Source organism: Kaistia dalseonensis (assembly GCF_030814715.1).
In the GTDB taxonomy this organism is placed as follows: domain Bacteria; phylum Pseudomonadota; class Alphaproteobacteria; order Rhizobiales; family Kaistiaceae; genus Kaistia; species Kaistia dalseonensis.
Genome location: NZ_JAUSVO010000007.1, coordinates 188231 through 212688, shown reverse-complemented (window position 1 = coordinate 212688; position 24458 = coordinate 188231). Strand labels below are relative to the sequence as shown.

Here is a 24458-nt window from a genome sequence, read left to right as displayed (position 1 = left end):
GGGCTAGGTCCGCGACAGGCGGACGCTATCCGCCATGGCGTCGCCTTGCGCGCCAATCCAACTCTGCTCTGCCGCCGGCGCAGCCCGTTGGCCGTACAGCCACTTGCCCATGATGATCCCGAGCGCGAGGCAGGGCAGCACGGCTTCGATGACGTTCGCTGTCAGCCCGAGCGACAGGACCAGGAGCGCGAGGGCCAGCCCCTCGCGACTGAGCGCGGCACGGGAAAAGAAGGCGGCGACAAAGGCCAACATGCCGATACCGAGCGAGACGTAGAGAAAGACGAAGAGGTTATCGCCCGCGCTGTAGCGGGTGGGATCGAACAGGCTCTGGCTGACGCCGATGCCGCCAAAGCCGGTACCGAGCCAGAATTGCGGGCCGTGCGGATCGATCAATGCGAAGGCGCGCGGCCACATATCGCCGAAGCGACCACCGAGCGAGGCGAGGTTCAAAAAGCCCGCACCGTCCGACCATTCCGGACGGAGGCCCGCAAGTGCGAGCAGAGGCAGGGCGACCATGATCGCCATCAGCGCTGCCACCATCGCCCGCGCGAGACCCTGCGACCCCTCGCGGCCCCCGAAATGGTCATGGGCCAGCAGCAAGGCCGGGACGAAGCAAAGCGCTGCCAGAGGCATTTTCGAAGTCGTGAGCAGGATCGCCAGGAAGGAGACGAGCCAGATTGCGATCTTGCTGGCGGGCCTGCGCGGCTGCAGCAGCAACAGGCAGGCGGCGAAGACGATCTGGTTTGCGGCCGTGAAGCTTGCCCGCGTCAATCCGGGCAGGCGCGCCACGCCGAAGCTCTGCCAGTCGCGGGCGAGTGCCAGTTCGGCGCCGGCGATCTCGTAGCGCGCCCCGATCCAGGGCAAGGGCAGGAGCGCGCTCAGCAATACGCCGCCGACCGCGATGAGCCAGAGCGGCGCCATCATGCGGAGAAACAGGTCCACCTGCCCGAAACGCACGATCAGGATGCCGATGAAGAGCGGCAACCATGTGTAGAGGCCGAAAGCGGTCTGCGGCAGTTCGCCGCCGAGCAACAACGCATAGGAAACACCCCAACCCACCAGCACGAAGATGAACAGCGCACCGGCGTCGAAGCGGAGATCGAGGATGCGGCAGGCGAGATGCAGCAGTACGACGAGGCCGGCCAGGAGGAAGGGAACATAGACGAGCGGCAGAATGCCGAGCGCATCCGCACCCGCACGGATCGGCCCGCCCAGCGCGTCATTCGCCAGCATCGCGATCCAGACCGCCGCCAGCATGCGGGCGATCACGAGATCAGGCCCCGCGCCGTTCATGCCTCGCCCATGCCGGATCGCCCCCGCGCCGCCACCAAGAGTTGCGAACCCATGCTCGCCGAGCAATGACGTTGCGTCAAGTCCGCATGAGCGACTCCCCTTCCGCGACTGGCGTGATAATCTGTTGGCCCCGCACAGCACTGCTGCCATTACGCCGCGCTTCGTCGAAGGCGTTCGGAATCCCAGGGAGAGACATGATGGAATATCGCCAGCTTGGCCGTTCCGGCCTTCGCGTTTCGACGCTCAGCCTCGGCACCATGACATTCGGCGGCAAGGGTCCCTTCGCCAATGTCGGCAATACCGACGCCGCCGGTGCGCGTCGTCAGATGGCGATGGCGATCGATGCCGGCATCAACCTGATCGACACGGCCAACGTCTATTCGGACGGCGCCTCGGAGGAGATCATCGGCGAAGCGCTGCCGGTTCCGCGCGACCAGGTCCTGCTCGCGACCAAATGCCGGATGCGGATCGGTAACGGTCCGAATGATGGCGGCGCCTCGCGCCTCCATATCATCGCCGAGCTCGAAAAGAGCCTGCGCAGGCTGCGCACGGATTATGTGGACCTCTATCAGCTGCACCAGTGGGACGGCCAGACGCCGCTGGAGGAGACGATGGAGGCGCTCGATTCGCTCGTACGCTCCGGCAAGGTCCGCTATGTCGGCGCGTCAAACTATTCCGGCTGGCACCTGATGAAGGCGCTCGCCGCCGCCGACCAGCACAATTACCAGCGCTATGTCAGCCAGCAGATCCACTACACCCTGCAGGCGCGCGAGGCGGAATATGAGCTGCTGCCGATCACAGTCGACCAGGGCCTCGGCACGCTGATCTGGAGCCCGCTCGCCGGCGGCCTGCTCTCCGGCAAGTACCGCCGCGGCAAGGACGGCCCGGAAGGCTCGCGCCGTCTGACCGCCTGGCAGGAGCCACCGGTCCGCGATGAGGGCAAGCTCTACGATATCGTCGATGTCGTGGTGGAGATCGCCGAGGCGCATGGCGTTTCGGGCGCGCAGATCGCGCTCGCCTGGCTGCTCGGCCGGCCCGGCGTCACATCGCTCATCATCGGCGCGCGCACCGATGCGCAGCTTGCGGACAATCTGAAATCAGTCGACGTCAAGCTGACCGAGGATGAACGCGCCCGCCTCGACAAGGTCAGCGAACTGCCGCTGCTCTACCCCTACTGGCACCAGGCGGCGACCGCCTCGGAACGCCTGAGCAAGGCCGATCTGGTCTTTCTCGCGCCCTATCTCTGATGCGACAGGCCGGCCCGGTGATCCCGGGCCAGCCATCTTTTCGGCCCCTCACCAAATCGTGTGCCGATAACGGTGGAACGAAAAATTTCAGGCGTTATTGTTGCGTGAGGCCAGTGATGGGAGGGGATCATGCAGACATGGCACGACGGACTGCCGACACCGGGACCGCAGCGCCCGCCGCTGCCCGATCGCCCGCGCCTCCGCGCCCGGCCGGAGCCGGCGCCGACAATGGATGACAAGGCCGGGGCCGTGTCCTTCACTCCGGATACAGACGGCCGGACCCAGATCCTCGCCTGAGCGACGCTTGGCTCGACCGAAGCGGCTTGGGTGCGCCGATCGAATCCGCCTGATCAACCAGATCCCGGCATCGGCTCGATAAGTCTCTCTTGTGCATCGATCCCGACGCAAGGCGCTGGCGCGGACGACGGTCCATGTCGCCGGAAAATGTTCTAGGCTCGCTGCGCCCACGCGATTCCGTGTCGGGCGAAGCGGGCGGCGGACGGCATGAATTCCGACATTGCGACCTTTGAACTCGGCGATTTCACCCTCGAGAGCGGCGTCGTGCTGACCGGCGCGCGGCTCGCTTACAAGACATTCGGCACGCTCTCCCCCGAGAAGGACAACGTCGTCCTCTATCCAACCGCGTTTGGTGGCCTGCTGATGCATAATGAGGCGCGGATCGGCGAAGAGCTTGCGCTCGACCCACGCCGCTATTTCATCGTCACGGTAGCGCTGATCGGCAATGGCGAGTCCTCCTCGCCGAGCAACACGCCCGCCCCTTTCGACGGGCCGCGTTTTCCCGAGGTAACGGTCGCCGACAATGTCCGCGCGCAGCATCGCCTCGTCACGGAGCGCTTCGCGGTCGATCGCCTGCAACTGGTCATCGGCTTCTCGATGGGCGCGCTGCAGGCCTTCGAATGGGCCGCGCGCTTCCCCGACAAGGTCGCGCGTATGGCGGCGATCTGCGGCGCGGCGCGCTGCTCGCGCCACAATTATGTATTTCTCTCCAGCCTTCCCGCGGCGCTGACAGCCGATGGCGCATGGAACAATGGTGACTGTGTCGCCACGCCGATGCAGGGCCTGAAGGCCTTCGGCCGCATCTTCGCCGGCTGGGCCCTGTCACAGGCCTTCTATCGCGATCGGCTCGACCAGAGCGTTCTGGGCTTCGCTTCGCTCGACGATTGCCTCGAACAGTTCTGGGACATGTTCTATCAGCCGAAGGATCCGAACGACCTGCTCACCATGGTCCGGACCTGGCAACGCGCCGACATCAGCGCCAATGAAAGCTATGGCGGCGATTTCGAGCGGGCGCTCGGCGCGATCGAGGCAAAGGCGTTGATCATGCCGGGCACGACCGATCTCTATTTCCCGGTCGCCGACAATGAATATGAGATCGCGCATATGCGCGACGCCCGCTGTGTCCCCATTCCTTCGGTCTGGGGCCACATTGCGGGCGACGGCATTTCATCGCAGGCCGATGCCGACTTCACCAACCGTCACATCGCGGCCTTGCTGGACAGCTGAGGCCGGGCGCCGCCGGGATCAAAGCGGCGCCCGATCGTTCAACGCGAGGGAACCAGCATGCGCCGCAGCGTGCCGTCCTTGATCCAGAACTGGTGGAACAGCGCCGCCAGCGCGTGGATCGCGATCAGGACAATGAAGGCGGGCTTGCCGAGGGCGTGAATGTCGCCGAAAGAGTCCGACACATAGATCGCGAGCAGGCCGGTGACCGGAACCGCCACGAGGAGCGCATAGAACAGCCAATGGCTGATCTTCGCCGCGACTTCCATCCAGGACGGCCCCTCCGAGGCCGCGGGCGGCGCGCCTTGCCAGAGCCGCACGACGATGCGCAGGGCGACGAGGGCGAGGATCGACAGGCCGACCCAATAATGCGAATTGGCCAGGAACTGGTCGGTCGCGGAAACGCTCGTTCCTTCCTCGGCCGCATCGACGACCGTCGTCATGCTCTCGCCGAAGAGAAGCTGGAACAGCACCAGGAGCGCGATGGCCCAATGGAGCGATATCTGCAGCGGCGAATAGCCTGTGGCGGGCTTTTCAGTCATGTCTCACCTTTTCTGGCAAGAAGCCGCCGGGATTGACGGCCTCGGTGGATCGGACGTGCCCCGCCCGATCCGGGGATGCGTGATGCGGCAGATCTCGCCGGCCGGACCGTGACGTCTCGCAGCGCCGCATCATCGACCGGCGACGTCATGCGAAGCCGGGAAAGAAATCGACATGGATGCGCGAGCGGGCGACGCCCAGATGCTTCAACACGCGCTGGAAGCGCACGACCATCGCCCGCGGCCCGGAGATGTAGAACGTGCGGTCGCGGAAATCGGGTATCTCGCGCTGGATCAGTGCCTCGTCGATAAGGCCCTGGTGCAGGTTCGATCCAGCCGCATGAGGCTCGGCCACGGCGTAGACGGTCCTGAGACCCAGTTCGCGCTCGGCGCGGTCGAATATGTCGGCATAGGCGATCTCGTCGAGCCGGTTGTTGCCGTAGAGCAGTATGGCCGGTCGCCGATCCTTCCGGTCGATCATGTCCTGCACCATGCTGCGGAACGGGGTGACTCCGATGCCGCCGGCAATGAAGGCGAGCTTTTCGGTCTCGTTCCGGGGCAGCGTGAACGAACCGGCGATCTGCGAGCCATAGATGACATCGCCGGGCTTCATCGCCGAGAGCGTGCGCTTGAAGGCGCTCGGGCCGGGATAGAACTTCACGCCGAGCCGCACTTCCCCCTCGGTCGGCGCCGAGGCGATGGTGAAGGGCCGCCGGTTGCCGCGATCGTCCGGGTGGCGGACATGCAGCGTCCAGTCGAGATACTGGCCGGCCTTGAAGGCGAGCTTCTTCTCGGTGGCGAAGACGAAATCATAGCAACCCGAGGCCATCTTCTCGATCCTGAGCAGCGTCAGCTTGAAACGGCCCTTCGGGCTGACGGCGTAGGCGAAGAGATTGCCGACCAGGAAGGCGACTTCGGGCGAGAGATAGAACGAGCCGATATGGACGTTGGGCGATGAAAGCGCGCCGACCAGCGCGCCATAGATCAGGCGCGGGATCTTCGCGTGCGGCGCGGTCAGCGGCTCGGTCAGCATGGCGAAGCCGGCGAAAAACAGCGGCGAGTAGATCAGCGCCTCGGAAAGCGCCTCGCCATACATCTCCGGCGTCGTGGTGGCGAGCGTCGCGACCAGATTGGCGAGGATATAGACGCCGATCATGTCGAAGCGCTGCACCTTGCGCACGACCAGCAGCCCGCCGACCAGCACGAAGGGCAGCAGGGTCATGTTGCCGCCGACCCACCATGTCGCCGGCTGGTCGAGCAGCATGGCCGAGGCGAAGACGCCGATCGCAACCGGATTGAAGATGTGCTTGCGGCCGATCGCGAGCAGGAACTTCGAGGCGATGGCCACGACGGAGGCGACCGCCAGGCCCGCTACGCCGACGAGATTGGAGGCTGTGACCGGGGGCATGATCAGCGCGAGGATCAGCGCCGTGATGTAGATCGATTCCGTATTGACCGGCACGCGAAAGAGGATCGCGAACAGCCGGTTCGTCAGCCAGCAGACGGCGAGGATCACCACCCCGGAGAAGGCGAGCGCAGTCGGGTCGTGCGGGACGAGCTTGAAGAAGCCGAGCCCGAACGAGACGGCCAGCAGGCCGGCGACGTAGAAGAGCACCAGCCGGTACATGGTGACGTGATTGAGGAAGCGGTCGACGATCGTGTTCATGGCGATATGAAAGCCTTGAAGCCGGTGGTCTGCGTCGCGACGCCCCGGGCGTCGACGAGATAGCCCTCGAGGTCCGGCTGCGCCTCGAGGAAATGGATGCCGGCCCGGCCCATGGCAAAGGCGGCGGTGGCGAAGCGATCGGCTTCGAGAACATCGGAGCCGATGACCGTCAGGCTGACGATGTCATCGATCTCCCGGTCGGGCGCATGGGGATTGTAGATGTGCTGGTTGCGCACATAAGTCCCCGAGGTCGCGATGCCGTGTCCGCCGGGGTGCACGATCTTGATGATCTCCTGGTCGTTGAACGGGCTGCGAATCCCGATCTTCCAGGGCTTTCCCTCGGCATTGACGCCGGACGACTGGATGTCGCCGCCGGCATCGACGAAGAAATTGGCGACACCCTCGCGGCGGAGCAGATCGGCGGCATTGCGGATCGCCCAGCCCTTGACGATGCCGGACGGATCGAGTGATCCGTCCGGCCGCTGGATCTCGAAATAGCCGCGCGTCTCGCGCTTCGTGCGGGCGGCGATCGCCAGCACCTCGCGCATCTCGGCGCTGAGATCGGCCGGCGCGACACGTCCCTGATTGATCGCGCTGATCTCGCTATCGGGCTTGAACGTGCTGAAGCGCGCATCGACGGCCGCGAAATAGGCGTAGACCGCCTCGATCAGCCGCTCTGCTTTCGCCGCATCGACGATCTCGACCGTGATCGGCATGCCCATCAGGATCCGCGTGTCGCGCATGCCCTCACGATCCCGTCTGGGCTTGCGATCGGCCTTGCGACCGCGCCTGCGCCAATGCCTTGCTCAGGGAGCGGACATAGGCGGTGCTGGTCAGCGTGGCGCCGGAGACGATGTCGACGCTGCCGCTCTGCGCGCTGATGACCTCGTCCTCTAGCATCGGCAGCGCCTGCGAATTGATCGCGCGGCTGGTCCGCCGGTCGGACGGATATTGCAGCACGTCGATCGATACGATCCGCCCGCCCTGCACATTCGCCTTGACCTGCACGAGGCCGTAATAGGCGTCATAGACAGGGCCGGTGAAGCTGCCGTCGCGATACGGACCGCTCTTGCTGGAAATGTCGATCGGCGCGCCGGATGCGGGCGCCGGCGCCGTCTGGTCTGCAGGAACAGCGGGGGCTGCCTGGGCCGGCGTCACGCCGGAGAGCGCCGAGGCCGCCAGCAGGGCCGTCGCCGCATAATGTTGGAAGGATTGCACGTCTCACCTCTCGCAATCGGGCAGGAACAAGCCTGCGATGGTCGGGAGGCTAGGCCACGAAACTGACGCCAGCCTGAAAGCGGCCCAGAATTTCGTTCAGCCTCGCGTCAGCTTTCTCGCGTAAGGTCGAGGTGGCTGAGGTGTCATGCGCGTCCTGTTGATCGAAGATGATTATGTTCTCGGTGAAGCCGTGCGCGAGCATGTGGCCTCGCTCGGCTATGGCGTCGACTGGCTGAAGCGCCTCGACGACGCGCGCGAGGCCATGGCCACGATCGACTACGAGCTCATCCTGCTCGATCTCAACCTGCCGGATGGGCGAGGCATCGATTTCCTGCGCGAATTGCGCAGCCGCGGCTCGGCCGTCCCCGTCATCATCCTGACGGCGCAGGACCAGATCGCCTCGCGCATCGAGGGGCTGAACAGCGGCGCCGACGACTACCTCGTCAAGCCGTTCGACCTGAGCGAGCTTTCGGCGCGGGCGCGCGCCGTGGCGCGGCGCTATGGCGGCAACCCCAATCCGCTGCTGCGGCTCGGCGATCTCGAACTCGACCTCGCCCGGCGCTTCGTCAGCGTCCATGGCCGCGAGGTCGACCTGACCGCCCGCGAATGGGCGGTGCTGGAACGCCTCGTCCGCCGGGCCGGCGCCATGGTGGCCAAATCCGAAATCGAGGATTCGCTTTATGAATTCGGCGCGGAAATCGACAGCAACGCCGTCGAGGTCTATGTCAGCCGGCTGAGAAAGAAGCTCGGCCGCGACACGATCAAGACCGTTCGCGGCGCCGGTTACAAGGTGAGCACGTGAGCGGACTCCGCGGCCTCTGGGGCCGTTCCTCGATCACGGCGCGGTTGATACTGGGCCTGACGCTCGGGACGACCGTGCTCTGGTGCGCGGCCGCATCGTTCTCGATCTACGTGTCCTATCACGAGCTGAACGAGGCCTTCGACCGGGCGCTGCAGGAGACCGGCCGCAGGCTGCTGCCTTTGGCCGCCGATGATCTCGAAGGCCGAGAGAGCGACGATTCGCGCGCGATCCATCATTTCACCGCCGGCCGCTCGGAATATCTGAGCTATCAGCTCCGTGACGCGTCCGGCCGCGTGCTCCTGCGCACCCATGACGCGCCGATCCTGCCCTTTGACCAGACCACGGCGCTCGGCCTCAGCACGGTCGGCGATCATCGTCTGTTCACGGACCGGGACGAGGCGACGGGCCTCACCATCACCATCGCCGAGACGACGAAAGGTCGTGACGAGGCCGTAACCAGCGGCATCAGGGCGCTGCTCTGGCCGCTCGTCGCGCTGATCCCCTTCAACATCGCCGCGATCTGGCTGACGGTGCGCAGCGCCATGAGGCCCGTGCGCCGCCTCAGCGGCGATATTGCGAAGCGCGGCGGCCGCAACCTGGCCGAACTCGACATTTCCGACCAGCCGCGCGAATTGCGGCCGATCGCGGAGGCCGTCGACCATCTGCTCGTGCGGCTGCGCGCCGCTCTCGATGCCGAGCGTGCCTTTGCCGCCAACAGCGCCCATGAGCTGCGCACGCCGATCGCCGGCGCGCTCGCCCAGACGCAGCGCATGATCGCCGAGCTCGACGACCCGAAGGACCGCCGGCGCGCGCGCGATGTCGAGGCGACGCTCAAGCGCCTCTCGAAGCTCGCGGAAAAGCTGATGCAGCTTTCGCGCGCCGATGCGGGCGTTGGCCAGACCGAGACGGAAGTCGACCTCATCCCGGTGCTCGACATCGTCGTCATCGATTGCGCCAAGCTGCTCGATGATCCCTCGCGCATCCATTACCAGAAGCCGCCGGGCGTGAGGCTGCTCGCCCGCATGGACATGGACGCCTTCGCCATCGCCGCCCGCAACCTGATCGACAATGCCGCCCATCACGGCGAAGCCGATGGCCCCGTCGATATCAGGGTCGAGCCCGAGGGCGTGGTTCGCGTCATCAATAATGGGCCGGTCGTGCCGCCCGATGTCCTGGCCGGGCTCAAGCGGCGTTTTGCGCGCGGCGAGACGGGCCATACCGGCTCCGGCCTCGGCCTTGCCATCGTCGAGACGATCATGGCGCAGACCGGCGGCAGGCTCGATCTGCTGTCGCCCGCCGAAGGCCGCGCGGGCGGCTTCGAGGCCCGCCTGGTGCTGCGCGCCTGACGCGACGCCGGAACGGTGACGACAATGACACGCGGTGCGGATTATGATCCGCCATATCCGCGTCGTTGTCGGATCGCTCGGAGCACCAAATGTCGGAAGCTACTGTCAATTCTCTGGCCGGGAAGCCGGTACCGCGCTCGCTGCTGGCCAATATTCCCCGGCTGATGACAGCCTATTTCGCGTTCAAGCCGGATCCCGCCATCGCCACCCAGCGCGTGGCCTTCGGCACATCGGGCCACCGCGGCTCGGCCTTTGCCGCCGCCTTCAACGAAGCGCATATTCTCGCGATCACCCAGGCCGTCTGCCTCTATCGCCGCAAGGCCGGCATTACCGGGCCGCTCTTCCTGGGCATGGACACCCATGCCCTCTCGGAGGCTGCGCTCACATCGGCCATCGAGGTGCTGGCCGCGAACGGCGTCGAGACCATGATCGACGAGCATGGCGGCTACACGCCGACGCCGGTCATTTCGCATGCGATCCTGACCTATAATCGCGGTCGAACAGAAGGGCTCGCCGACGGCATCGTCATCAGCCCCTCGCACAATCCGCCCGACGAAGGCGGCTTCAAATACAACCCGACCAATGGCGGCCCGGCCGATGTCGACGTCACCGGCTGGATCGGCAAGGCGGCCAACGACTTCCTGGCCGCCAATCTCGAGGGCGTGTTGCGGCTGCCCTATGCGCGAGCCCGCAAGGCGGCCTGCATCCATCCCTATGACTACATCACCCCCTATGTGAGCGACCTCGCGCAGGTCGTCGACATGGAGGCCATCCGCTCGGCCAGCGTGCGCGTCGGCATCGATCCGCTCGGCGGCGCGGCCGTGCGCTATTGGGAACCCGCCATCGAGCGCTACAAGATCGACGCGACCGTCGTGAACGATGTCGTGGACCCGACCTTCAGCTTCATGACAGCGGATTGGGACGGCAAGATCCGCATGGATTGCTCCTCGCCCTATGCGATGGCGCCGCTCATCGCCATGCGCGACACGTTCGACGTCGCCTTCGCCAATGATACCGACGCGGACCGGCACGGCATCGTGACGCCATCGGGCGGGCTGATGAACCCGAATGCGTTCCTCGCAGCCTCGATCGCCTATCTCTGCGCCAACCGGCCCGACTGGAGCCCCGAAAGCGCCTTCGGCAAGACGATCGTCTCCAGCGGCATGATCGATCGCGTCGTCGCCAAGCTGGGCCGGAAGCTCGTCGAGGTCCCCGTCGGGTTCAAATGGTTTAGCAAGGGCCTCGTGGATGGGTCGCTCGCCTTTGGCGGCGAGGAGAGCGCCGGCGCTTCCTTCCTGCGTCGCGACGGGTCCGTCTGGACGACCGACAAGGACGGGCTGATCATGGGCCTGCTCGCGGCCGAGATGACCGCGCGCACCGGCAAGGACCCGAGTCAGGTCTATGCGGAAGCGACCGCCGATCTCGGTCAATCCTTCTATGCGCGCATCGACGCGCCGGCTTCCGTCGAGCAGAAAGCACGCCTCGCCAAGCTCGACCCGTCGCTGATCGACGCCGAGGAACTGGCCGGCGAGCCAGTCGTCGCGCGGCTTGCGCGGGCGCCCGGCAATGACGAGCCGATCGGCGGCATCAAGGTCGTCGCCAGCAATGGCTGGTTCGCGGCGCGTCCCTCGGGCACGGAGGAAGTCTACAAGATCTATGCCGAGAGCTTTCGCAGCGCCGAGCACCTGAAGCAGATCCAGAGCGACGCCCAGGCCGTCGTCTCCCGCCTGTTCGAGGCGACGTAAGGCACGGCGGGTCCAAGGCCGTTCGGGGCGCAGAAGCGAGCGGGCGCCCCGAATGGCGGTTCCGGTTTGCCGCATCCGCCATTCCCGGGGGTTCACGCGGCGCACGCCAGTTTGTCATGGACTCGGAGCGACCGAAATGCGAGCAAACCGAGCGATTTGATAGCCTGCTGGCATCGCATACGGCCATGTTCTGGAGTTCCACCGCGGTGCTCAAACCCTTCCGATGCTATCGAGCCATGCTTGGCATGGTCGCCCTCCTGGCGGCGGCGACACTTCTCTCCGCCTGCGCCAGCCGGCCGGAATCGGGCTTTCTCATCCCGGTCGCCATGAGCGAGCCGGGCGGCCGCGATGTCACGATGCTCGTGGCGACCACGCGGGAAGCGGATGCAAGGCCGGGCACCTATTTCAACGGCGAGCGTTCGGACGTCTTGAGCTTCGCATCCATGAAGGTCTCGATCCCGCCCAACCACAAGGCGGGAGAGATCGAATGGCCCTCCAGCCCGCCAGGAAACCCCGAGAAGAGCTTCGTCGTGCGCGATGCCGAGCTGTTCGACAGCGACAAGGCATTCGTCGACCGTCTCAATGCGCAGATCGACAAGCGCCCGCGCGGCAGCCGGAGCGTCCTGATCTTCGTGCACGGCTACAACACCATGTTCGCCGAGGCGATCTTTCGCTTTGCCCAGATCGACCATGATTCACGCACTCCCGACGTGCCCGTGCTGTTCACCTGGGCCTCACGCGGGAAAGTGGCCGGCTATGTCTACGACTTGAACAGCGCCACGGCCGCACGAGACGATCTGGAACGCACGATCAGGCTCGTTTTCGCCAGCCATGCCGAATCGGTCGATATCCTCGCCCACTCCATGGGCAACTGGGTCGCTGTCGAAGCGCTGCGCCAGATCAAGATCTCGGGGAAGCTGGCGAATCCGCAAAAGCTCGGCTGGGTCATCCTGGCCGCCCCCGATATCGATATGGATGTCTTCAAGTCGCAGATGCGCCGGTTCGGCAAACTGCAGCAGCCGTTCTTCGTGGTGCTTTCGAAGGACGACAACGCCCTGGGCTTCTCCAAGCTCATCGCGGGCGACCGCGAGCGCCTTGGCTCGAACTCCGACGAGAACGAGCTGGCGGCACTCGGCGCGACCGTCATCGATCTCTCCGACATGAAAGCGCTCGACGCCTCCAATCACGGCAAGTTCGCGCAGCTCGCCGAGGCGGCGCCCGAACTCCTGCCCATATTGAGGGAAGGCATATCCGACGAAGCGCTGTCCCACGGATCGGAGAGCGGCAAGGTCGCGACCACCGTCCAGGGCGTGGTGACGCTGCCGCTCACAGTGCTCGGCGCCCCCATCCGAATCATCAAGAGCCAGTAGGCCGCCGGTTAGCGCGAGACGGATGGACGATCAGGCTCCACGGGCGACCACGAGCAGGCGTCAAGTTGGAAGTCTAAAGACGCCCTTGATGCAATCCGGATTGATTACGCTGATCTGGATATGTGTTTTGCGACGAAACCCGGCCTCTTGGTAGATTTCTTTACCCTCGACGAAAACCGCGCGAACTGTATCGAGAGGGCGTCCACGACTTCGCTGGATGTCGATCAGGTGATTTACTACGGCGCAATCGAGATTTCGCTGCAGCTTATCACTTCCACCTACATTTTCTGGAAGAGGGATGCGGGCTGTCTCTGAAATTTCCCGGTACGACTGATAGGCTGCAAGCAATGCATCCTCTGCCATGCTCGACATGAAGTCTAGACAATAGCCGAGATCGACCACCGCTCCGACGACAAACGGCTCGTCGAACCGCTCGCCTCTTGCGAGCTTGCGAGTTTGCTGTTCCTTGGCGAATTCAAGCGCACGAGCGGGATTGGCTTCCCAGAAATAAATTCCGTGGCCTAGCCAATCCCATTCATTTGCGCTTTTCTTAAACGGTTCGCCGTTCAGCAGCGCCTCGCCGACCGCCTTGTCACATCCATGATATCCGAGAACGAATGTCGTGGAGAGTTTATGCAATTGCTAGATCAGCGGGCACGCGAAAGGGTTCAGTGAAATCACCGTGTTCGTCAATCACACCTTCTCTGCGCAGCACTGCGCGAGCTGCTTCCGGCGTCTTCGCCTCATCAGCCGCGCGTCGCAGCGCAGCGATCAGATCTCTGATTTCCGCTTCGCTCATTTCACCCTCCTTGGTGATTCAAACTCGTAGAGCGAACCCGACCTTGTCGGTGTCGATTGTGTCCCACATATATGTGCGACATTTACAATGCACAAACACTCATACGCGTTCAACACGTTTGACGTCGACAATGCACTTCGGCGCTTCAATGCGTCTATTGCGTTCAACGCTCACTCGGCACACTCAGCACATATGCGTGTAATTTCGTGCTTTCCCACTGACGCTCGCTAACCGTCTTGTCAGCGAGCTGTGTCTTTGCGCTTACGTGCTGCGGATCGCTCATGCATTTGGCGATGTCCACCGCTGCAAAGGCCGTGCATAGCCTTGTTACTTAGTGAGGCAACGAACGTCCGACGCTTACCGTTCCAACCAGTTGCAATGGCACTCACGGCTAGTAGGGCAACCCGTACAGTGCCGCACTATCGACCAAATCGCCTTATGCGTGACACCCACACGACTGTTACACACTGGACCAATTTTCAGGTCCAAGTGGTCGTATAAGTTATTGCTTTAATTTTCTTTCAAAAAAAATGGCTGGGGCGGGAGGATTCGAACCTCCGAATGGCGGTACCAAAAACCGCTGCCTTACCGCTTGGCGACGCCCCAACAGCCGGCGCGTCGAACGCGCCGCAGCGACCGTCCTATAGCCGTTCGGCGTTTCGCCCGCAACGGCCGCAAGGTTCTCCACAGGCTAACATTCGGTGCTTGCGGTCCTGCAAGTGCATCGCTATAACCCGCCTCACCGCTGGTCACGGAGTGTAGCGCAGCCTGGTAGCGCACGTCGTTCGGGACGACGGGGTCGCAGGTTCAAATCCTGCCACTCCGACCAATGGTTCTAGTCTTCTAGCTGTCGTTTGACAGTTTCCCGACAGAAGCCCGCCGCGCCGCCGTTGAGCTGGTAAAGCATTTTTTTCCTGATCAAACTCGTGACTGCGTGCCGTGATTGGTTACGCGCAAAGCGTCGGATTTGCCTCTGACGGGCCCCCTCGCACACCGCGCATGAATATCGGACCGGATTCGGCCGATGACGGGATTCGCCCGTCCAGATGCGTGTCCCGCTTCGGCGGCGGATGGGCCGCCGGTCTCTGTCGTTGAAGATTCGCGGCGCAGCCCGGCTCAGACGCCGAGCTTTTCCAGCGCTTCCGGCAGGCCCTTGCGGCTGAAATCGAAGGTGATGACGCGGCCGTTCCTGAGCATGATCTCGGTCGCGATCCGCTTCGAACCGCGCAGCAGGCCGATGAAGTTCGGCGCGAGCTTCGCGCGCACCTTGCAGGATGCCGCGCCGCAGGAGGCGTAGGGCACCGTCTTGGGCGTGCCGTCGCCGACGATCAACGTCATGCCGCGATCGATCAGCACGTCGGTCGGGACGGTCCATACGCCGACAAGGCCTTCCGGGCTCTTCTCGATCGTCCATGACGTCTCGATCGCCGGGTCGCTTTCAGCGCTCAAGCTCTGCGAAGCGGTGCAGAATGTCGCCTTGTCGCTGTCGCAGGCCGAGACCCAGCCCTTCAACCGCGCAATGGCAAAGGCCGATGGCGGCACGATCGATCCGGTCCGAACCGGATCGACGCCCGATTCCGTGCCGTCACGGCTGAGATCGATGGTGCGGACGGGGCGCGTATCGCCGGCCACGATGATGGGCGATTCGCCGCGATCGGGCTCGGCCGGGGCTTCGGATCGGAAGGAGGCGACGAACCGGCCGGCCGCCTGCCGCGTCCCGTCGCTCTGCCAGACGACGATCGCAGCGAGGAAAGCGACCACGGACAGACCTTCGATCACCCGAAAGATGATCGATTTTCCGTCCCGCGGATCATCATGGTCGAACGAATCATGCATGCCTCAAAATTGAATCTCTTTGATTCATAAAGGCAATAGGGATTCCCCCGAGCTGGGCGGATCAGCCCCCCTTGCGCGGCGCGAGCAGCGTCAGCGCATTGATCGTGACCAGCACCGTCGCGCCGGTATCGGCGAGGATCGCAGGCCAGAGGCCGGTGATGCCGAGGATCGTCGTCACCAGGAACACCGCCTTCAGGCCGAGCGCGATGGCGATGTTCTGGTGGATCTTGCGCATCGTCCGCCGCGACAGGCGGATCAGCCGCGCCACGTCGCCGACCCTGTTGTTGAGGATCGCGGCATCGGCCGTCTCCAGCGCCACATCCGTGCCGCCGCCCATGGCGATGCCGACATCGGCAGCCGCCAGCGCCGGGGCATCGTTGATGCCGTCGCCGACCTTGGCGACACGCACGCCACCGGCCTGCAATTCCAGGATGATGCGCTGCTTGTCCTCCGGCATCAGCCCGGCGCGCACCTCGATGCCGAGATCGGCGCCGACTGAATTCGCCGCACGAGCATTATCGCCCGTCAGCATGATCGGCTTCACGCCGAGCGCCGCGAGCTCGCGCAGAGCGGGCTTCGCATCGGGGCGCGGACCATCGCGCATCGCGACGAGGCCGATCAGGCGGCCATCGACCGTGAGCGCCGATACGCTCTTGCCCTCGTCCGACCACGCCGCAGCCAACGCCGCCTGCTCAGGCGTCGACGCGGCCAGGTCGGCGATCGCAGCGAGCGAGCCGAGGAAGATGTCGCGGCCATCGACGCGGCCGCGCATGCCCTTGCCCGCGACGGCAGCGATATCGCTTGCGAGCGGGATCGCCACGCCCGATTCGGCGGCCTTCGCCAGAATGGCGCGGGCGAGCGGATGGTTGGAGCCGGTCTCGATCGATGCGGCGAGCGCCAGCACGTCGGCTTCGCTCGTGTCGAACGCGGCGACATCGCTCACGACAGGCGTGCCGAGCGTCAGCGTGCCGGTCTTGTCGAAGGCGATGCGCGTGATATGGGCGAGCGCCTCAAGCACGCCACCGCCCTTCATCAAGAGGCCCTGGCGCGCGCCGGAAGCGAGGCCGGCGGCAATTGCGGCCGGCGTCGAGATGACCAGTGCGCAGGGGCAGCCGATCAGCAGGATGGCGAGGCCCTTATAGATCCACTCGTCCCAGGACGCGCCCGTGAGCAGCGGCGGCAGGATCGCGACCAGGGCGCCGACCACCAGCACGCCCGGCGTGTACCAGCGCGAGAAGCGGTCGATGAACCGCTCCATCGGCGCCTTGGCTTCCTGAGCTTCCTCCACCAGCCGAACGATGCGCGCGATCGTGTTGTCGGAGGCAACCGCCGTGACCTTCACGCGCAGCACGGCGTCGGTGTTGATCGTGCCGGCAAAGACGCTGTCGCCGACGCCCTTGCGCTTCGGGACGCTCTCGCCCGTCACCGGGGCTTCGTCGATGGCGCTTTCGCCGCTGAGGATGATGCCGTCGGCGGCGATCCGGTCGCCGGGGCGAACCTGGATGATGGCGTCACGCGAAAGCGCCGAGGCTTCAACCTCACGCGTGCCGCCGCCCGTTTCCAGCAGCGCCTTTTCGGGCAGGAGCTGCGCCAGGCCGCGAATGCTCGAGCGCGCGCGCCGGGCCGCAGCGCCCTCCAGCATTTCGCCGATCAGGAACAGGAAGACGACCATGGCCGCCTCCTCGCTCGCACCGATCAGGACCGCGCCGACGGCCGCGATCGTCATCAGCGTCTCGATCGAGAACGGCGTGCCGTAGCGCGCCGCCGCGAAAGCCCGGCGGGCGATCGGCACCAGTCCGACCAGCATGGCGACGGCAAAAGGCCAATGCCCGAGCGTCGGAGCCACCCGCGTGGCAATGAACGCGGCCACGATCGCCAAACCGGCAAAGAGCGTCAGCCGCGCCTTGGGCGACGCCCACCAGGGACCATCTTCCGGTCCGTCATCATGGCCGTGCAAGCCCTGCGGCATCGCGGAAGCGGCGCCTGCTTCACCATGGCCGTGTTCATGACCGCCATGGTCATGGCCGGAATGATCATGGCCGGAATGATCATGGCCCGCATGGTCGTGGCCCGCATGGTCGTGGCCGGCATGATCATGGTCGTGGTCGTGGTCGTGACCTTCATGGCTGTGTCCGGCGTGATCATGGTCATGCGCATGTCGCGCGGCCGGCTGCACCGACTGGCGGTTGAGCGCTGCGATGCCGTAGCCGAGCCCGGTGACGCTCGCGGCGATCTTCTCATCGACCCGGGCATCGACATGGCGCTCGACGGTCATCGTGCCGGCCGTCGCCGACACCGAAACCTCCGTCACGCCGTCGATGCGGCGGACGGCCGTGTCGATCTTGCGGGCGCAGGCGGCACAATCCATGCCGGTTATGCGGTAGCGGTCCTCAGTCTTGAGCGGCGCGTTCATGACCAATCCTCAAACGATCTTGCGATTTCTGGATGGGACGCTACATGCTCTAGCGACTAGAGGATCAAGAGGTATTTTTGCGATGAACGCGATTTCGATCGGCGTGGTCTCGCGCGAGACCGGTGTGAAGGTTCCGACCATCCGCTATTACGAGAGCGTCGGGCTGCTCCCCTCGCCCGAGCGGACGGACAGCAACCGGCGATCCTATGACGACGCGACCGTGCGGCGGCTGCGCTTCATCCGTCACGCCCGCGAACTCGGCTTCGAGGTCGATGCGATCCGCCAACTCCTCGATCTCTCGGACCAGCCGGAGCGCTCCTGCGCCGAGGTCGACGTCATTGCCCGCTCGCATCTGGCCGAGATCGACGAGAAGATCGCGCGGCTGACCGCGCTCCGCTTCGAGGTCCAGCGCATGGTCGACGAAGGCGAGCATGGTCGCGTCGCGCAATGCCGCGTGATCGAGGTCCTGGGCGACCACGCGGCTTGCCTGCACGAGCGGCACTAGATCATTTCAGCGTTTCTAGATGGAGCTGAAATGATCCATCCATTTGATGTGTCACGCTTCCCTCACGCGAGCCGCGTGTCCGCTCCGCTCGAAAGCGCTCTCTAGACCTTGGGCCGGAGCGCGCCCTGCGTGTTGAGATAGACCGAGAACAGGCTGGTCGTGGCGCAGATGAAGAGCCGATTGCGCTTGCGACCGCCGAAGGTGACGTTCGCCACAACTTCCGGAATCAGGATCTTGCCGATCAGCTTGCCGTCCGGCGCGAAGCAATGGACGCCATCGCCGGCCGAGCTCCAGATATTGCCGTGAATGTCGACGCGGAAGCCGTCGAACAGCCCGTTGTCACAGGTGGCGAAGCTGCGTCCGGCGCTGACGCCGCGTCCATCCGAATTGACGTGATAGGCGCGGATGTCGGGTGAGCAGTCCGCCTTGTGCGTGAGGCCCGTATCGGCAACGTAGAGGATCTTCTCGTCCGGCGAGAAAGCGAGCCCGTTCGGCCGGACCATGTCGGTCACGACGGCCGTCACCGCGCCATTAATCGGATCGATGCGATAGACATTGCAGGCGCCGATCTCCGAGACCGCGAAATCGCCCTCATATTCGCCGTCGATACCGTAGGTCGGATCGGTGAACCAGACAGAACCATCCGACTTGACGACGACATCGTTCGGCGCGTTGAGCTTCTTGCCCTCGAAGCGATCGGCGAGGATCTTGCGCGAGCCGTCATGCTCGATGCGCGTGACCGCGCGGCCGCGATGCTCGCAGGCGACCAGGCGCCCCTCGAGATCGACCGTATGGCCGTTCTGGTTGTTGCAGGGTGCGGCAAAGACGGAGACCGAGCCGTCGGTCTCGTCGTAGCGCAGCAGGCGATCGTTCGGAATATCCGACCAGATCAGATATTTGCCAGCCGCGAAATAGGCCGGCCCTTCCGCCCAGCGGCTGCCGGTCCACAGGCGCTCGATATGGACATTGCCCATCGCGTAGCGTCGAAAACGGTCATCAATGACCTGGAAATCCTTGTCGAGCATGTATCCTCCAAGCGCCTCTGTCTTGATCCCCCGAGGCTCGGATAAGCATAGGACAACGCTCCGCCGCTGCAAGGGTGCCGGCTCGCCGCGCAGTACCTTTCCCCACGAGGAAGACAGACTGTTCACCGGATGGCGGCTTTCCAAAAGCCTTCAGGAAGCCGAACTATGCTGCACCGCAAATGAAGGAAGCTACCCAAATGACCAAAGTTCTCGTTCTCTATTATTCCGCCTATGGCCACATCGAGCAGATGGCTGAAGCCGTAGCCGAGGGCGCCCGCTCCACGGGCGCGACCGTCGACATCAAGCGCGTTCCGGAACTGGTTTCCGAGGAAGTCGCCAAGGCGTCCTACTACAAGATGGACCAGGCTGCTCCGATCGCAACGCCGGCCGAGCTTGAAAACTACGACGCGATCATCGTCGGCGCCGGCACGCGCTACGGCACGGTCGCCTCGCAGATGCGCAATTTCTGGGACCAGACCGGCGGCCTCTGGGCGCAGGGCAAGCTGGTCGGCAAGATCGGCTCGATGTTCACCTCGTCCGCGACGCAGCATGGCGGCCAGGAGTCGACCATTCTCGGCTTCATCCCGACCTTCCTGCATCACGGCATGGGCTATATCGGCCTTCCCTATGCGTTCCAGGGCCAGATGGGTGTTGAGGAAGTGAAGGGCGGATCGCCCTACGGCGCCTCCACGATCACAGGTGGTGACGGCTCGCGCCAGCCTTCGGCGATCGAGATCGAGGCTGCCAAGTTCCAGGGCGCCCATGTCGCGAAGATCGCGGCCAAGGTCGCCGGCAAGGTGCTCGAAGCAGCCTGATCACGCTGTCGCTGCCGCGCTCTTCCTTCAGGTGTGGCGCGCAAGGAAACGCCCTGGCTTCGGCCGGGGCGTTTTCGTTTATCGATGACAGGTCCTTGAAGGCAGGCCCCTCCTCCCCTTAGTAGAGGCCATGGACTCCATTTCTTTCGATCGCGACTTCGACCCCGCCTATGGGCAGGCGGTCCGGATCGGCCCGCATGTGCGACGCATGACGGCGCCGAACGGCGGACCGTTCACATTTCATGGCACCAATAGCTACATTGTCGGCCATGGCACGGTCGCGATCATCGATCCCGGCCCCGATGATCCCGGCCATATCGATGCGCTGCTGCGCGCCGTCCAGGGCGAGACCGTGAGCCACATCATCGTGACACACACACACCGCGACCATTCGATGGGCGCGGCTCGCCTCGCCGCCCTGACGGGCGCGCCGCGCTATGGCGAAGGCCCGCACCGCGCCGCGCGGCCGCTTTCGATCGACGAGCAGACCATGCTCGATGCCAGCGGCGACATGGATTTCGTGCCCGACCATGCGCTCGCCGATGGCGAGCGGATCACCGGCCGCGGCTGGACGTTGACGGCGATTGCGACGCCCGGCCACGCCGCAAACCACATGGCCTTCGCCCTCGATGAAGCGCCCATCCTGTTCTCAGGGGACCATGTGATGGGATGGTCGACGACAATCGTGGCGCCACCCGACGGCGCGATGGCCGACTACATGGCATCGCTGGAACGGCTCGCCGCGCGGCCCGAGACGATCTACCTGCCCGGCCATGGCGGCCCGATCGCCGATGCGCCCGCCTTCGTGCGCGCGCTGAGGGCGCATCGCCGGTTGCGCGAGGCCGCGATCGTCGAACGGATCAGCCGGGGCGATCGGCGAATCGCCGACATCGTGGCGGTGATCTATCGCGAGACGCCGAAAGTGCTGCACGGGGCGGCAGCCCTCGCCGTGCTGGGCCATCTGGAAGACCTCGTCGCGCGCGGCCGCATCAGTGCGCCGGGCGGCCTCGGACTCGAGGCGATCTACGAGCCGGTGGAGACCGACTGAGCGCTATTTGATTGATCGCGCTTCCTTCGTGCCCACTTCGCTCGGAAACGCTCCAGCGCCGCGATCAAGGCTGGGGCGGCGGCGCCACGGGCAGTGGCGGCAGGGGATCATCCGTGTCGGAATCGGCGTCGGTGCCGTCATTGGTTTCAGTCACGCCCTGCAGCGCGGCGTCGAGATCGACGAAGAAGGCGCGGATCCGTCGTGCATTGTCGCCGAGATCATGCGCGCCAATGCGCGAGGCCGAACGCATATCGACCAGCGTGCCCTGGTCATCCTCCACGACGCGCAGCACGATATCGACCGGCAAGGCAAAGCCCAGCGTGTGCGCCTCCGCCTCGATCCAGCCGACCTCGTTATCGGAATCAGGCGCGCGTTGATCCGTCACAACCCATCCCCGCGCCTCCACCAGCGTCGCAATCGCCTGGAACACACGCTCCGGCGAGAGCGAATAATGGCGTGGCACGATGTCAGGGTAGGCCTCGGCCTGCAATGTCTTGTCGCGCGCGTCGGGCAGCGGGCGCATCGTAACGGTGTCGGGCGCGGCGGTGAAGAGCGGCGGATCGGTGCCGTCCGTCGACAGGTCCGACAGGCGCGGCAGGCTCACCAGTTCGAAGACGATCGCGGCCGGCAGCGCGAGGGCGACGATCGCCAGCAGCACGCCGGTCAAGGCCGGCCTGAGGCCCGTCGTGCCGTCGATCCAGATTGAACGAAACGCCATCACGCCGCAGACCAGCGCCAGGATGGACAGCGCCCAGGCAATAGCGAGCACGACGAAGAGCGGCGTCACCTCCATCAGCGCATAGCGACGAAGCAGAGCGGCCAGGATGAGCATCGGCAGGGGCAGGAGCGCGAACCGAAGCGCCCAGGGCGCGGCGCGGGCGGCACGCTGCGTGGGCCTCGCTACCACTGCGAATCTCCTGTGGAAACCGGCCACTCACGCATCGCAACACCAAGCATAGCGCGCCTCAAAACCACGCATCCGCTCTTATCCCACGAACAAGCGCCAGCCGACAGATGGTCGTTAACCGAAATCTAAATCACGAATCTGCCATAATAAGAATTCATACGCGCTGCCCCGAACGTCAGCCGACGAAAGATTGGCAAGGCGGTGCGGCGGAAACGCTTAGGACTATACATATCATGACCCAGAACAAGCATCCGCACTTCAAATCCAAAGCGGAACGCGAACAGGATAACGCCCTGCAGGCGCAGTATCGCGAGCTCGGCAATCCTGAACTGGTGGCCGCGATCAAGCAGCAGAAGAAGGCGCAGCCCCAGCCGCAGATGCAGGCGAAGCTGGACAAGCCCGAGCGCGAGTAATTCGCCCGGCGCCTTGATCGGCTATAGACCGAACCCATCTTGATGCTGACGGGCAAGGACGACCTTGCCTTGATAGATCGATCCCGGGACGACCCTTCACCATTGATGGAGCTCATCATGGCGTGGGTTTACCTCGCTCTCGCGGGTCTTTTCGAAATCGGCTGGGCTGTCGGCCTGCGGGCGACTGAAGGATTCAGTCGTCCGGTGCCTGTCGCGCTCACGCTCATTGCCATGGTTCTCAGCCTCGGCGCGCTGGGCCTCGCCTTGCGGACACTGCCGCTCGGCACTGCCTATGCGATCTGGACCGGCATCGGAACGGTCGGCACCGTGATCTTCGGCGTGATCGTCGCCGGCGAATCCGTCTCTCCCATCCGCCTCGGCGCCATCGCGCTGATCGTGATCGGCATTGCCGGGCTCAAGCTCGCGGGCGAACACTGAGCCCCGATCGCCATCGGCTCCCCCCCGGGCTCCCCCTAGAAGAGCTGGAGGACCAATGACAGCGCGATCGCCATCATGACGAAGGCGATCACAAGATCGAGGATGCGCCATGCGATCGGCCGCGCGAAGAGCGGTGCCAGCAATCGCGCGCCATAACCCAGCCCATAGAACCAGACCGCCGACGCGAGCGCCGCGCCGCCGCCAAAGGCGATTCGCCCCGCGCCGGCATGGCGCGCGGAGAGCGAGCCGAGCAGCACCACGGTATCGAGATAGACATGCGGATTGAGAAAGGTCAGCGCGGCCACGGTCGCGAGCGCCGCGCGGAGGCTCGGTTCCGGCGCGCCGGACGATGAGAGCTCGCCCGGCCGGATCGCGCGGCGCAGGGCCCCGATCCCGTAGACGAACAGGAAGGCGGCGCCCGCCAGCGTGACGACGATCAGCACGCGCGGCCATGACTGGACCAGCGCGCCGAGACCACCAACGCCGGCCGCAATCAACAGGGCATCGGAAAGGAAGCAGAAGCTCGCGACAGGAAACACATGGCGTCGCGCCAGTCCCTGCCGCAGCACGAACGCATTCTGCGCCCCGATGGCGACAATCAGGCTCGCGCCGAGGAGGAACCCCTCCAGGGCGGCGGCCGGCAGGTTTTCAATCATTCGAAGTCCGGGCCTTAAGTGCAGGAATTGGCGGGGGAGAGGGCGCGAGGGGCTGCTTCAGAGCAGCTTTAGCTGATCGGGCGGCTCGCCCGAATCCGCTGGCGCCGCCTTCGGTTTGGAGACCGTCAGGGGTCTTGGCGGCGGATCGGCCGGCGCGAGCGGGGCCTGCAATGACGGATCGTCGTTGCGGGCATTGTTGACCCTGGGATCGACGGCGAAGGCTTGAAACGTTCCGGCCGGTGCAGGCGTCAGCAGATCGGCCAGCGCTTCGCCGCCATGCTCGCCAACGCCCAGCCAGCGATCGAAATCACCATGCCCGATAATGACGGGCATCCGTTCGTGGATCGCGGCGACATCCGCATTGGAGTCGGTCGTCAATATCGTCGCGCTGTCGAGCATGTTGCCATTGGCATCCGCCCATTCCTCCCACAATCCGGCAAAGGCGACGAGCTTCGACCGCGCGGGACGGAGATAGAATGGCTGTTTCTTGCCACCAGGATCCTTGCGCCATTCATAGAAGCCGGAGGCGGGAATGAGGCAGCGGCGATGCCGGAAGGGACCGCGAAAGGCCGGTTTCGTCGCCGCCGTTTCGGCGCGCGCGTTGAAGAAGAGCGGCAGTTCAGCCGGCTCCCTCGCCCAGGACGGTATGAGGCCCCAGCGCACCAGCGCCGCCTGTCTTTCGCCGCGATCGGCACGGATGACGAGGATCGGCTGCGTCGGCGCGATGTTGTAGCGTGGCGGAAACCACTCGATGCGGATCATGGAGAATTCCTCCTCCACATCCTCCGGCTTCACCGCAAGGGCATAGCGTCCGCACATGGCTCGTCTCTAAACTCTGCCTGATACCCCTGACCCG

The 24458-nt window shown here is 64.8% G+C and carries 24 protein-coding genes and 2 tRNA genes; 12 read left to right on the top strand and 14 right to left on the bottom strand.

Annotated elements, in window-relative coordinates; all coding sequences use genetic code 11:
- Positions 1-3: 3 nt before the first annotated feature.
- A complete protein-coding gene (locus QO014_RS22770; protein ID WP_266351052.1) occupies positions 4-1293 on the bottom strand; it encodes a hypothetical protein in 1290 nt (429 codons plus the stop codon).
- A gap of 197 nt (positions 1294-1490) precedes the next feature.
- Here QO014_RS22770 and QO014_RS22765 point away from each other — a divergent pair, with 197 nt between their 5' ends.
- Both QO014_RS22765 and QO014_RS22760 read left to right on the top strand, forming a co-directional pair.
- Positions 1491-2540, top strand: coding sequence for an aldo/keto reductase (locus QO014_RS22765; protein WP_266351175.1), 1050 nt, complete (start codon positions 1491-1493; stop codon positions 2538-2540).
- A 504-nt stretch (positions 2541-3044) separates the two neighbouring features.
- Positions 3045-4064: an alpha/beta fold hydrolase gene (locus tag QO014_RS22760; protein WP_266351051.1), complete on the top strand. Its 1020-nt coding sequence runs from the start codon at positions 3045-3047 to the stop codon at positions 4062-4064.
- A 38-nt stretch (positions 4065-4102) separates the two neighbouring features.
- On the opposite strand, the gene QO014_RS22755 is transcribed toward QO014_RS22760, so the two are convergent.
- The 4 genes from QO014_RS22755 to QO014_RS22740 form a co-directional block, all read right to left on the bottom strand.
- Positions 4103-4603, bottom strand: a complete 501-nt coding sequence (locus QO014_RS22755; RefSeq protein WP_266351050.1) for a cytochrome b — start codon at positions 4601-4603, stop codon at positions 4103-4105.
- Positions 4604-4748: 145 nt separating this feature from the next.
- Entirely contained in the window at positions 4749-6266 is a 1518-nt protein-coding gene (locus tag QO014_RS22750; RefSeq protein WP_266351049.1) for an RnfABCDGE type electron transport complex subunit D, read from the bottom strand.
- Entirely contained in the window at positions 6263-7009 is a 747-nt protein-coding gene (locus tag QO014_RS22745) for an FAD:protein FMN transferase (RefSeq protein WP_266351048.1), read from the bottom strand. The genes QO014_RS22750 and QO014_RS22745 overlap by 4 nt, the downstream gene beginning before the upstream one ends.
- 4 nt (positions 7010-7013) lie before the next feature.
- On the bottom strand, positions 7014-7484 hold the full coding sequence (locus tag QO014_RS22740) for an FMN-binding protein (RefSeq protein ID WP_266351047.1): 471 nt from the start codon (positions 7482-7484) through the stop codon (positions 7014-7016).
- A gap of 145 nt (positions 7485-7629) precedes the next feature.
- On the opposite strand from QO014_RS22740, the gene QO014_RS22735 reads away from it, so the two are divergent.
- The 4 genes from QO014_RS22735 (at position 7630) to QO014_RS22720 (ending at position 12747) form a co-directional block, all read left to right on the top strand.
- Positions 7630-8286 (top strand): response regulator, encoded by a 657-nt coding sequence (locus QO014_RS22735; protein WP_266351046.1) that lies wholly within the window; start codon positions 7630-7632, stop codon positions 8284-8286.
- A complete protein-coding gene (locus tag QO014_RS22730) occupies positions 8283-9632 on the top strand; it encodes an ATP-binding protein (RefSeq protein WP_266351045.1) in 1350 nt (449 codons plus the stop codon). The genes QO014_RS22735 and QO014_RS22730 overlap by 4 nt, the downstream gene beginning before the upstream one ends.
- Before the next feature lie 89 nt (positions 9633-9721).
- Positions 9722-11377, top strand: a complete 1656-nt coding sequence (gene pgm, locus QO014_RS22725) for a phosphoglucomutase (alpha-D-glucose-1,6-bisphosphate-dependent) (RefSeq protein WP_266351044.1) — start codon at positions 9722-9724, stop codon at positions 11375-11377.
- Between the two features lie 245 nt (positions 11378-11622).
- Positions 11623-12747 (top strand): alpha/beta hydrolase, encoded by a 1125-nt coding sequence (locus QO014_RS22720; RefSeq protein WP_266351043.1) that lies wholly within the window; start codon positions 11623-11625, stop codon positions 12745-12747.
- A 60-nt stretch (positions 12748-12807) separates the two neighbouring features.
- Here QO014_RS22720 and QO014_RS22715 read toward each other — a convergent pair whose 3' ends face one another.
- The 3 genes from QO014_RS22715 to QO014_RS22705 form a co-directional block, all read right to left on the bottom strand.
- Positions 12808-13386 (bottom strand): hypothetical protein, encoded by a 579-nt coding sequence (locus tag QO014_RS22715; RefSeq protein ID WP_266351042.1) that lies wholly within the window; start codon positions 13384-13386, stop codon positions 12808-12810.
- On the bottom strand, positions 13379-13546 hold the full coding sequence (locus tag QO014_RS22710; RefSeq protein ID WP_266351041.1) for a hypothetical protein: 168 nt from the start codon (positions 13544-13546) through the stop codon (positions 13379-13381). Before QO014_RS22710 ends, QO014_RS22715 begins: the two co-directional genes overlap by 8 nt.
- 531 nt (positions 13547-14077) lie before the next feature.
- A tRNA-Gln gene (locus tag QO014_RS22705) sits at positions 14078-14152 on the bottom strand.
- A gap of 146 nt (positions 14153-14298) precedes the next feature.
- Here QO014_RS22705 and QO014_RS22700 point away from each other — a divergent pair.
- Positions 14299-14375, top strand: a tRNA-Pro gene (locus tag QO014_RS22700).
- A 287-nt stretch (positions 14376-14662) separates the two neighbouring features.
- Here the strand turns inward: QO014_RS22700 and QO014_RS22695 are convergent.
- Positions 14663-15325 (bottom strand): invasion associated locus B family protein, encoded by a 663-nt coding sequence (locus tag QO014_RS22695; RefSeq protein ID WP_266351040.1) that lies wholly within the window; start codon positions 15323-15325, stop codon positions 14663-14665.
- 118 nt (positions 15326-15443) lie between these two features.
- Positions 15444-17795, bottom strand: a complete 2352-nt coding sequence (locus QO014_RS22690; protein ID WP_266351039.1) for a heavy metal translocating P-type ATPase — start codon at positions 17793-17795, stop codon at positions 15444-15446.
- Positions 17796-17877: 82 nt separating this feature from the next.
- Here QO014_RS22690 and QO014_RS22685 point away from each other — a divergent pair, with 82 nt between their 5' ends.
- Positions 17878-18300, top strand: a complete 423-nt coding sequence (locus QO014_RS22685; RefSeq protein ID WP_266351038.1) for a MerR family transcriptional regulator — start codon at positions 17878-17880, stop codon at positions 18298-18300.
- Between the two features lie 101 nt (positions 18301-18401).
- Here QO014_RS22685 and QO014_RS22680 read toward each other — a convergent pair whose 3' ends face one another.
- Complete coding sequence (locus QO014_RS22680) at positions 18402-19325, bottom strand: SMP-30/gluconolactonase/LRE family protein (RefSeq protein ID WP_266351037.1); 924 nt, start codon at positions 19323-19325, stop codon at positions 18402-18404.
- Between the two features lie 197 nt (positions 19326-19522).
- Between QO014_RS22680 and wrbA the strand changes: the two genes are divergently transcribed.
- The gene (gene wrbA / locus QO014_RS22675) at positions 19523-20140 is read left to right on the top strand and encodes an NAD(P)H:quinone oxidoreductase type IV (RefSeq protein ID WP_266351036.1); all 618 of its coding nucleotides are present in this window, start codon (positions 19523-19525) and stop codon (positions 20138-20140) included.
- A gap of 130 nt (positions 20141-20270) precedes the next feature.
- Positions 20271-21188, top strand: coding sequence for an MBL fold metallo-hydrolase (locus tag QO014_RS22670; protein ID WP_266351035.1), 918 nt, complete (start codon positions 20271-20273; stop codon positions 21186-21188).
- Positions 21189-21252: 64 nt separating this feature from the next.
- Here the strand turns inward: QO014_RS22670 and QO014_RS22665 are convergent, their stop codons facing one another.
- Positions 21253-22095, bottom strand: a complete 843-nt coding sequence (locus QO014_RS22665; RefSeq protein WP_266351034.1) for a DUF1499 domain-containing protein — start codon at positions 22093-22095, stop codon at positions 21253-21255.
- Between the two features lie 233 nt (positions 22096-22328).
- Here QO014_RS22665 and QO014_RS22660 point away from each other — a divergent pair, with 233 nt between their 5' ends.
- Together QO014_RS22660 and QO014_RS22655 are read left to right on the top strand one after the other, a co-directional pair.
- Positions 22329-22508 carry a hypothetical protein gene (locus tag QO014_RS22660; protein ID WP_266351033.1) on the top strand — a complete coding sequence of 60 codons (180 nt, stop codon included), beginning with the start codon at positions 22329-22331 and terminating at the stop codon, positions 22506-22508.
- Between the two features lie 117 nt (positions 22509-22625).
- Positions 22626-22946: a DMT family transporter gene (locus tag QO014_RS22655; protein WP_266351174.1), complete on the top strand. Its 321-nt coding sequence runs from the start codon at positions 22626-22628 to the stop codon at positions 22944-22946.
- Between the two features lie 35 nt (positions 22947-22981).
- On the opposite strand, the gene QO014_RS22650 is transcribed toward QO014_RS22655, so the two are convergent.
- On the bottom strand, positions 22982-23602 hold the full coding sequence (locus QO014_RS22650; RefSeq protein WP_370877198.1) for a LysE/ArgO family amino acid transporter: 621 nt from the start codon (positions 23600-23602) through the stop codon (positions 22982-22984).
- A gap of 57 nt (positions 23603-23659) precedes the next feature.
- The gene (locus QO014_RS22645) at positions 23660-24421 is read right to left on the bottom strand and encodes an SOS response-associated peptidase (protein WP_266351032.1); all 762 of its coding nucleotides are present in this window, start codon (positions 24419-24421) and stop codon (positions 23660-23662) included.
- Positions 24422-24458 lie beyond the last annotated feature (37 nt).

What these genes read in the sequence shown, in the direction of transcription:
- QO014_RS22720 (WP_266351043.1), top strand. Translation starts at nt 11,623, where the DNA reads ATGGTCGCCCTCCTGGCGGCGGCGACACTTCTCTCCGCCTGCGCCAGC.
- wrbA (WP_266351036.1), top strand. Translation starts at nt 19,523, where the DNA reads ATGACCAAAGTTCTCGTTCTCTATTATTCCGCCTATGGCCACATCGAG.
- QO014_RS22690 (WP_266351039.1), bottom strand. Translation starts at nt 17,795, where the DNA reads ATGAACGCGCCGCTCAAGACTGAGGACCGCTACCGCATAACCGGCATG.
- QO014_RS22660 (WP_266351033.1), top strand. Translation starts at nt 22,329, where the DNA reads ATGACCCAGAACAAGCATCCGCACTTCAAATCCAAAGCGGAACGCGAA.
- QO014_RS22750 (WP_266351049.1), bottom strand. Translation starts at nt 6,266, where the DNA reads ATGAACACGATCGTCGACCGCTTCCTCAATCACGTCACCATGTACCGG.
- QO014_RS22655 (WP_266351174.1), top strand. Translation starts at nt 22,626, where the DNA reads ATGGCGTGGGTTTACCTCGCTCTCGCGGGTCTTTTCGAAATCGGCTGG.
- QO014_RS22755 (WP_266351050.1), bottom strand. Translation starts at nt 4,603, where the DNA reads ATGACTGAAAAGCCCGCCACAGGCTATTCGCCGCTGCAGATATCGCTC.
- QO014_RS22670 (WP_266351035.1), top strand. Translation starts at nt 20,271, where the DNA reads ATGGACTCCATTTCTTTCGATCGCGACTTCGACCCCGCCTATGGGCAG.
- QO014_RS22745 (WP_266351048.1), bottom strand. Translation starts at nt 7,009, where the DNA reads ATGCGCGACACGCGGATCCTGATGGGCATGCCGATCACGGTCGAGATC.
- QO014_RS22760 (WP_266351051.1), top strand. Translation starts at nt 3,045, where the DNA reads ATGAATTCCGACATTGCGACCTTTGAACTCGGCGATTTCACCCTCGAG.
- QO014_RS22645 (WP_266351032.1), bottom strand. Translation starts at nt 24,421, where the DNA reads ATGTGCGGACGCTATGCCCTTGCGGTGAAGCCGGAGGATGTGGAGGAG.
- QO014_RS22650 (WP_370877198.1), bottom strand. Translation starts at nt 23,602, where the DNA reads ATGATTGAAAACCTGCCGGCCGCCGCCCTGGAGGGGTTCCTCCTCGGC.
- pgm (WP_266351044.1), top strand. Translation starts at nt 9,722, where the DNA reads ATGTCGGAAGCTACTGTCAATTCTCTGGCCGGGAAGCCGGTACCGCGC.
- QO014_RS22765 (WP_266351175.1), top strand. Translation starts at nt 1,491, where the DNA reads ATGGAATATCGCCAGCTTGGCCGTTCCGGCCTTCGCGTTTCGACGCTC.
- QO014_RS22735 (WP_266351046.1), top strand. Translation starts at nt 7,630, where the DNA reads ATGCGCGTCCTGTTGATCGAAGATGATTATGTTCTCGGTGAAGCCGTG.
- QO014_RS22770 (WP_266351052.1), bottom strand. Translation starts at nt 1,293, where the DNA reads ATGAACGGCGCGGGGCCTGATCTCGTGATCGCCCGCATGCTGGCGGCG.
- QO014_RS22685 (WP_266351038.1), top strand. Translation starts at nt 17,878, where the DNA reads ATGAACGCGATTTCGATCGGCGTGGTCTCGCGCGAGACCGGTGTGAAG.
- QO014_RS22710 (WP_266351041.1), bottom strand. Translation starts at nt 13,546, where the DNA reads ATGAGCGAAGCGGAAATCAGAGATCTGATCGCTGCGCTGCGACGCGCG.
- QO014_RS22680 (WP_266351037.1), bottom strand. Translation starts at nt 19,325, where the DNA reads ATGCTCGACAAGGATTTCCAGGTCATTGATGACCGTTTTCGACGCTAC.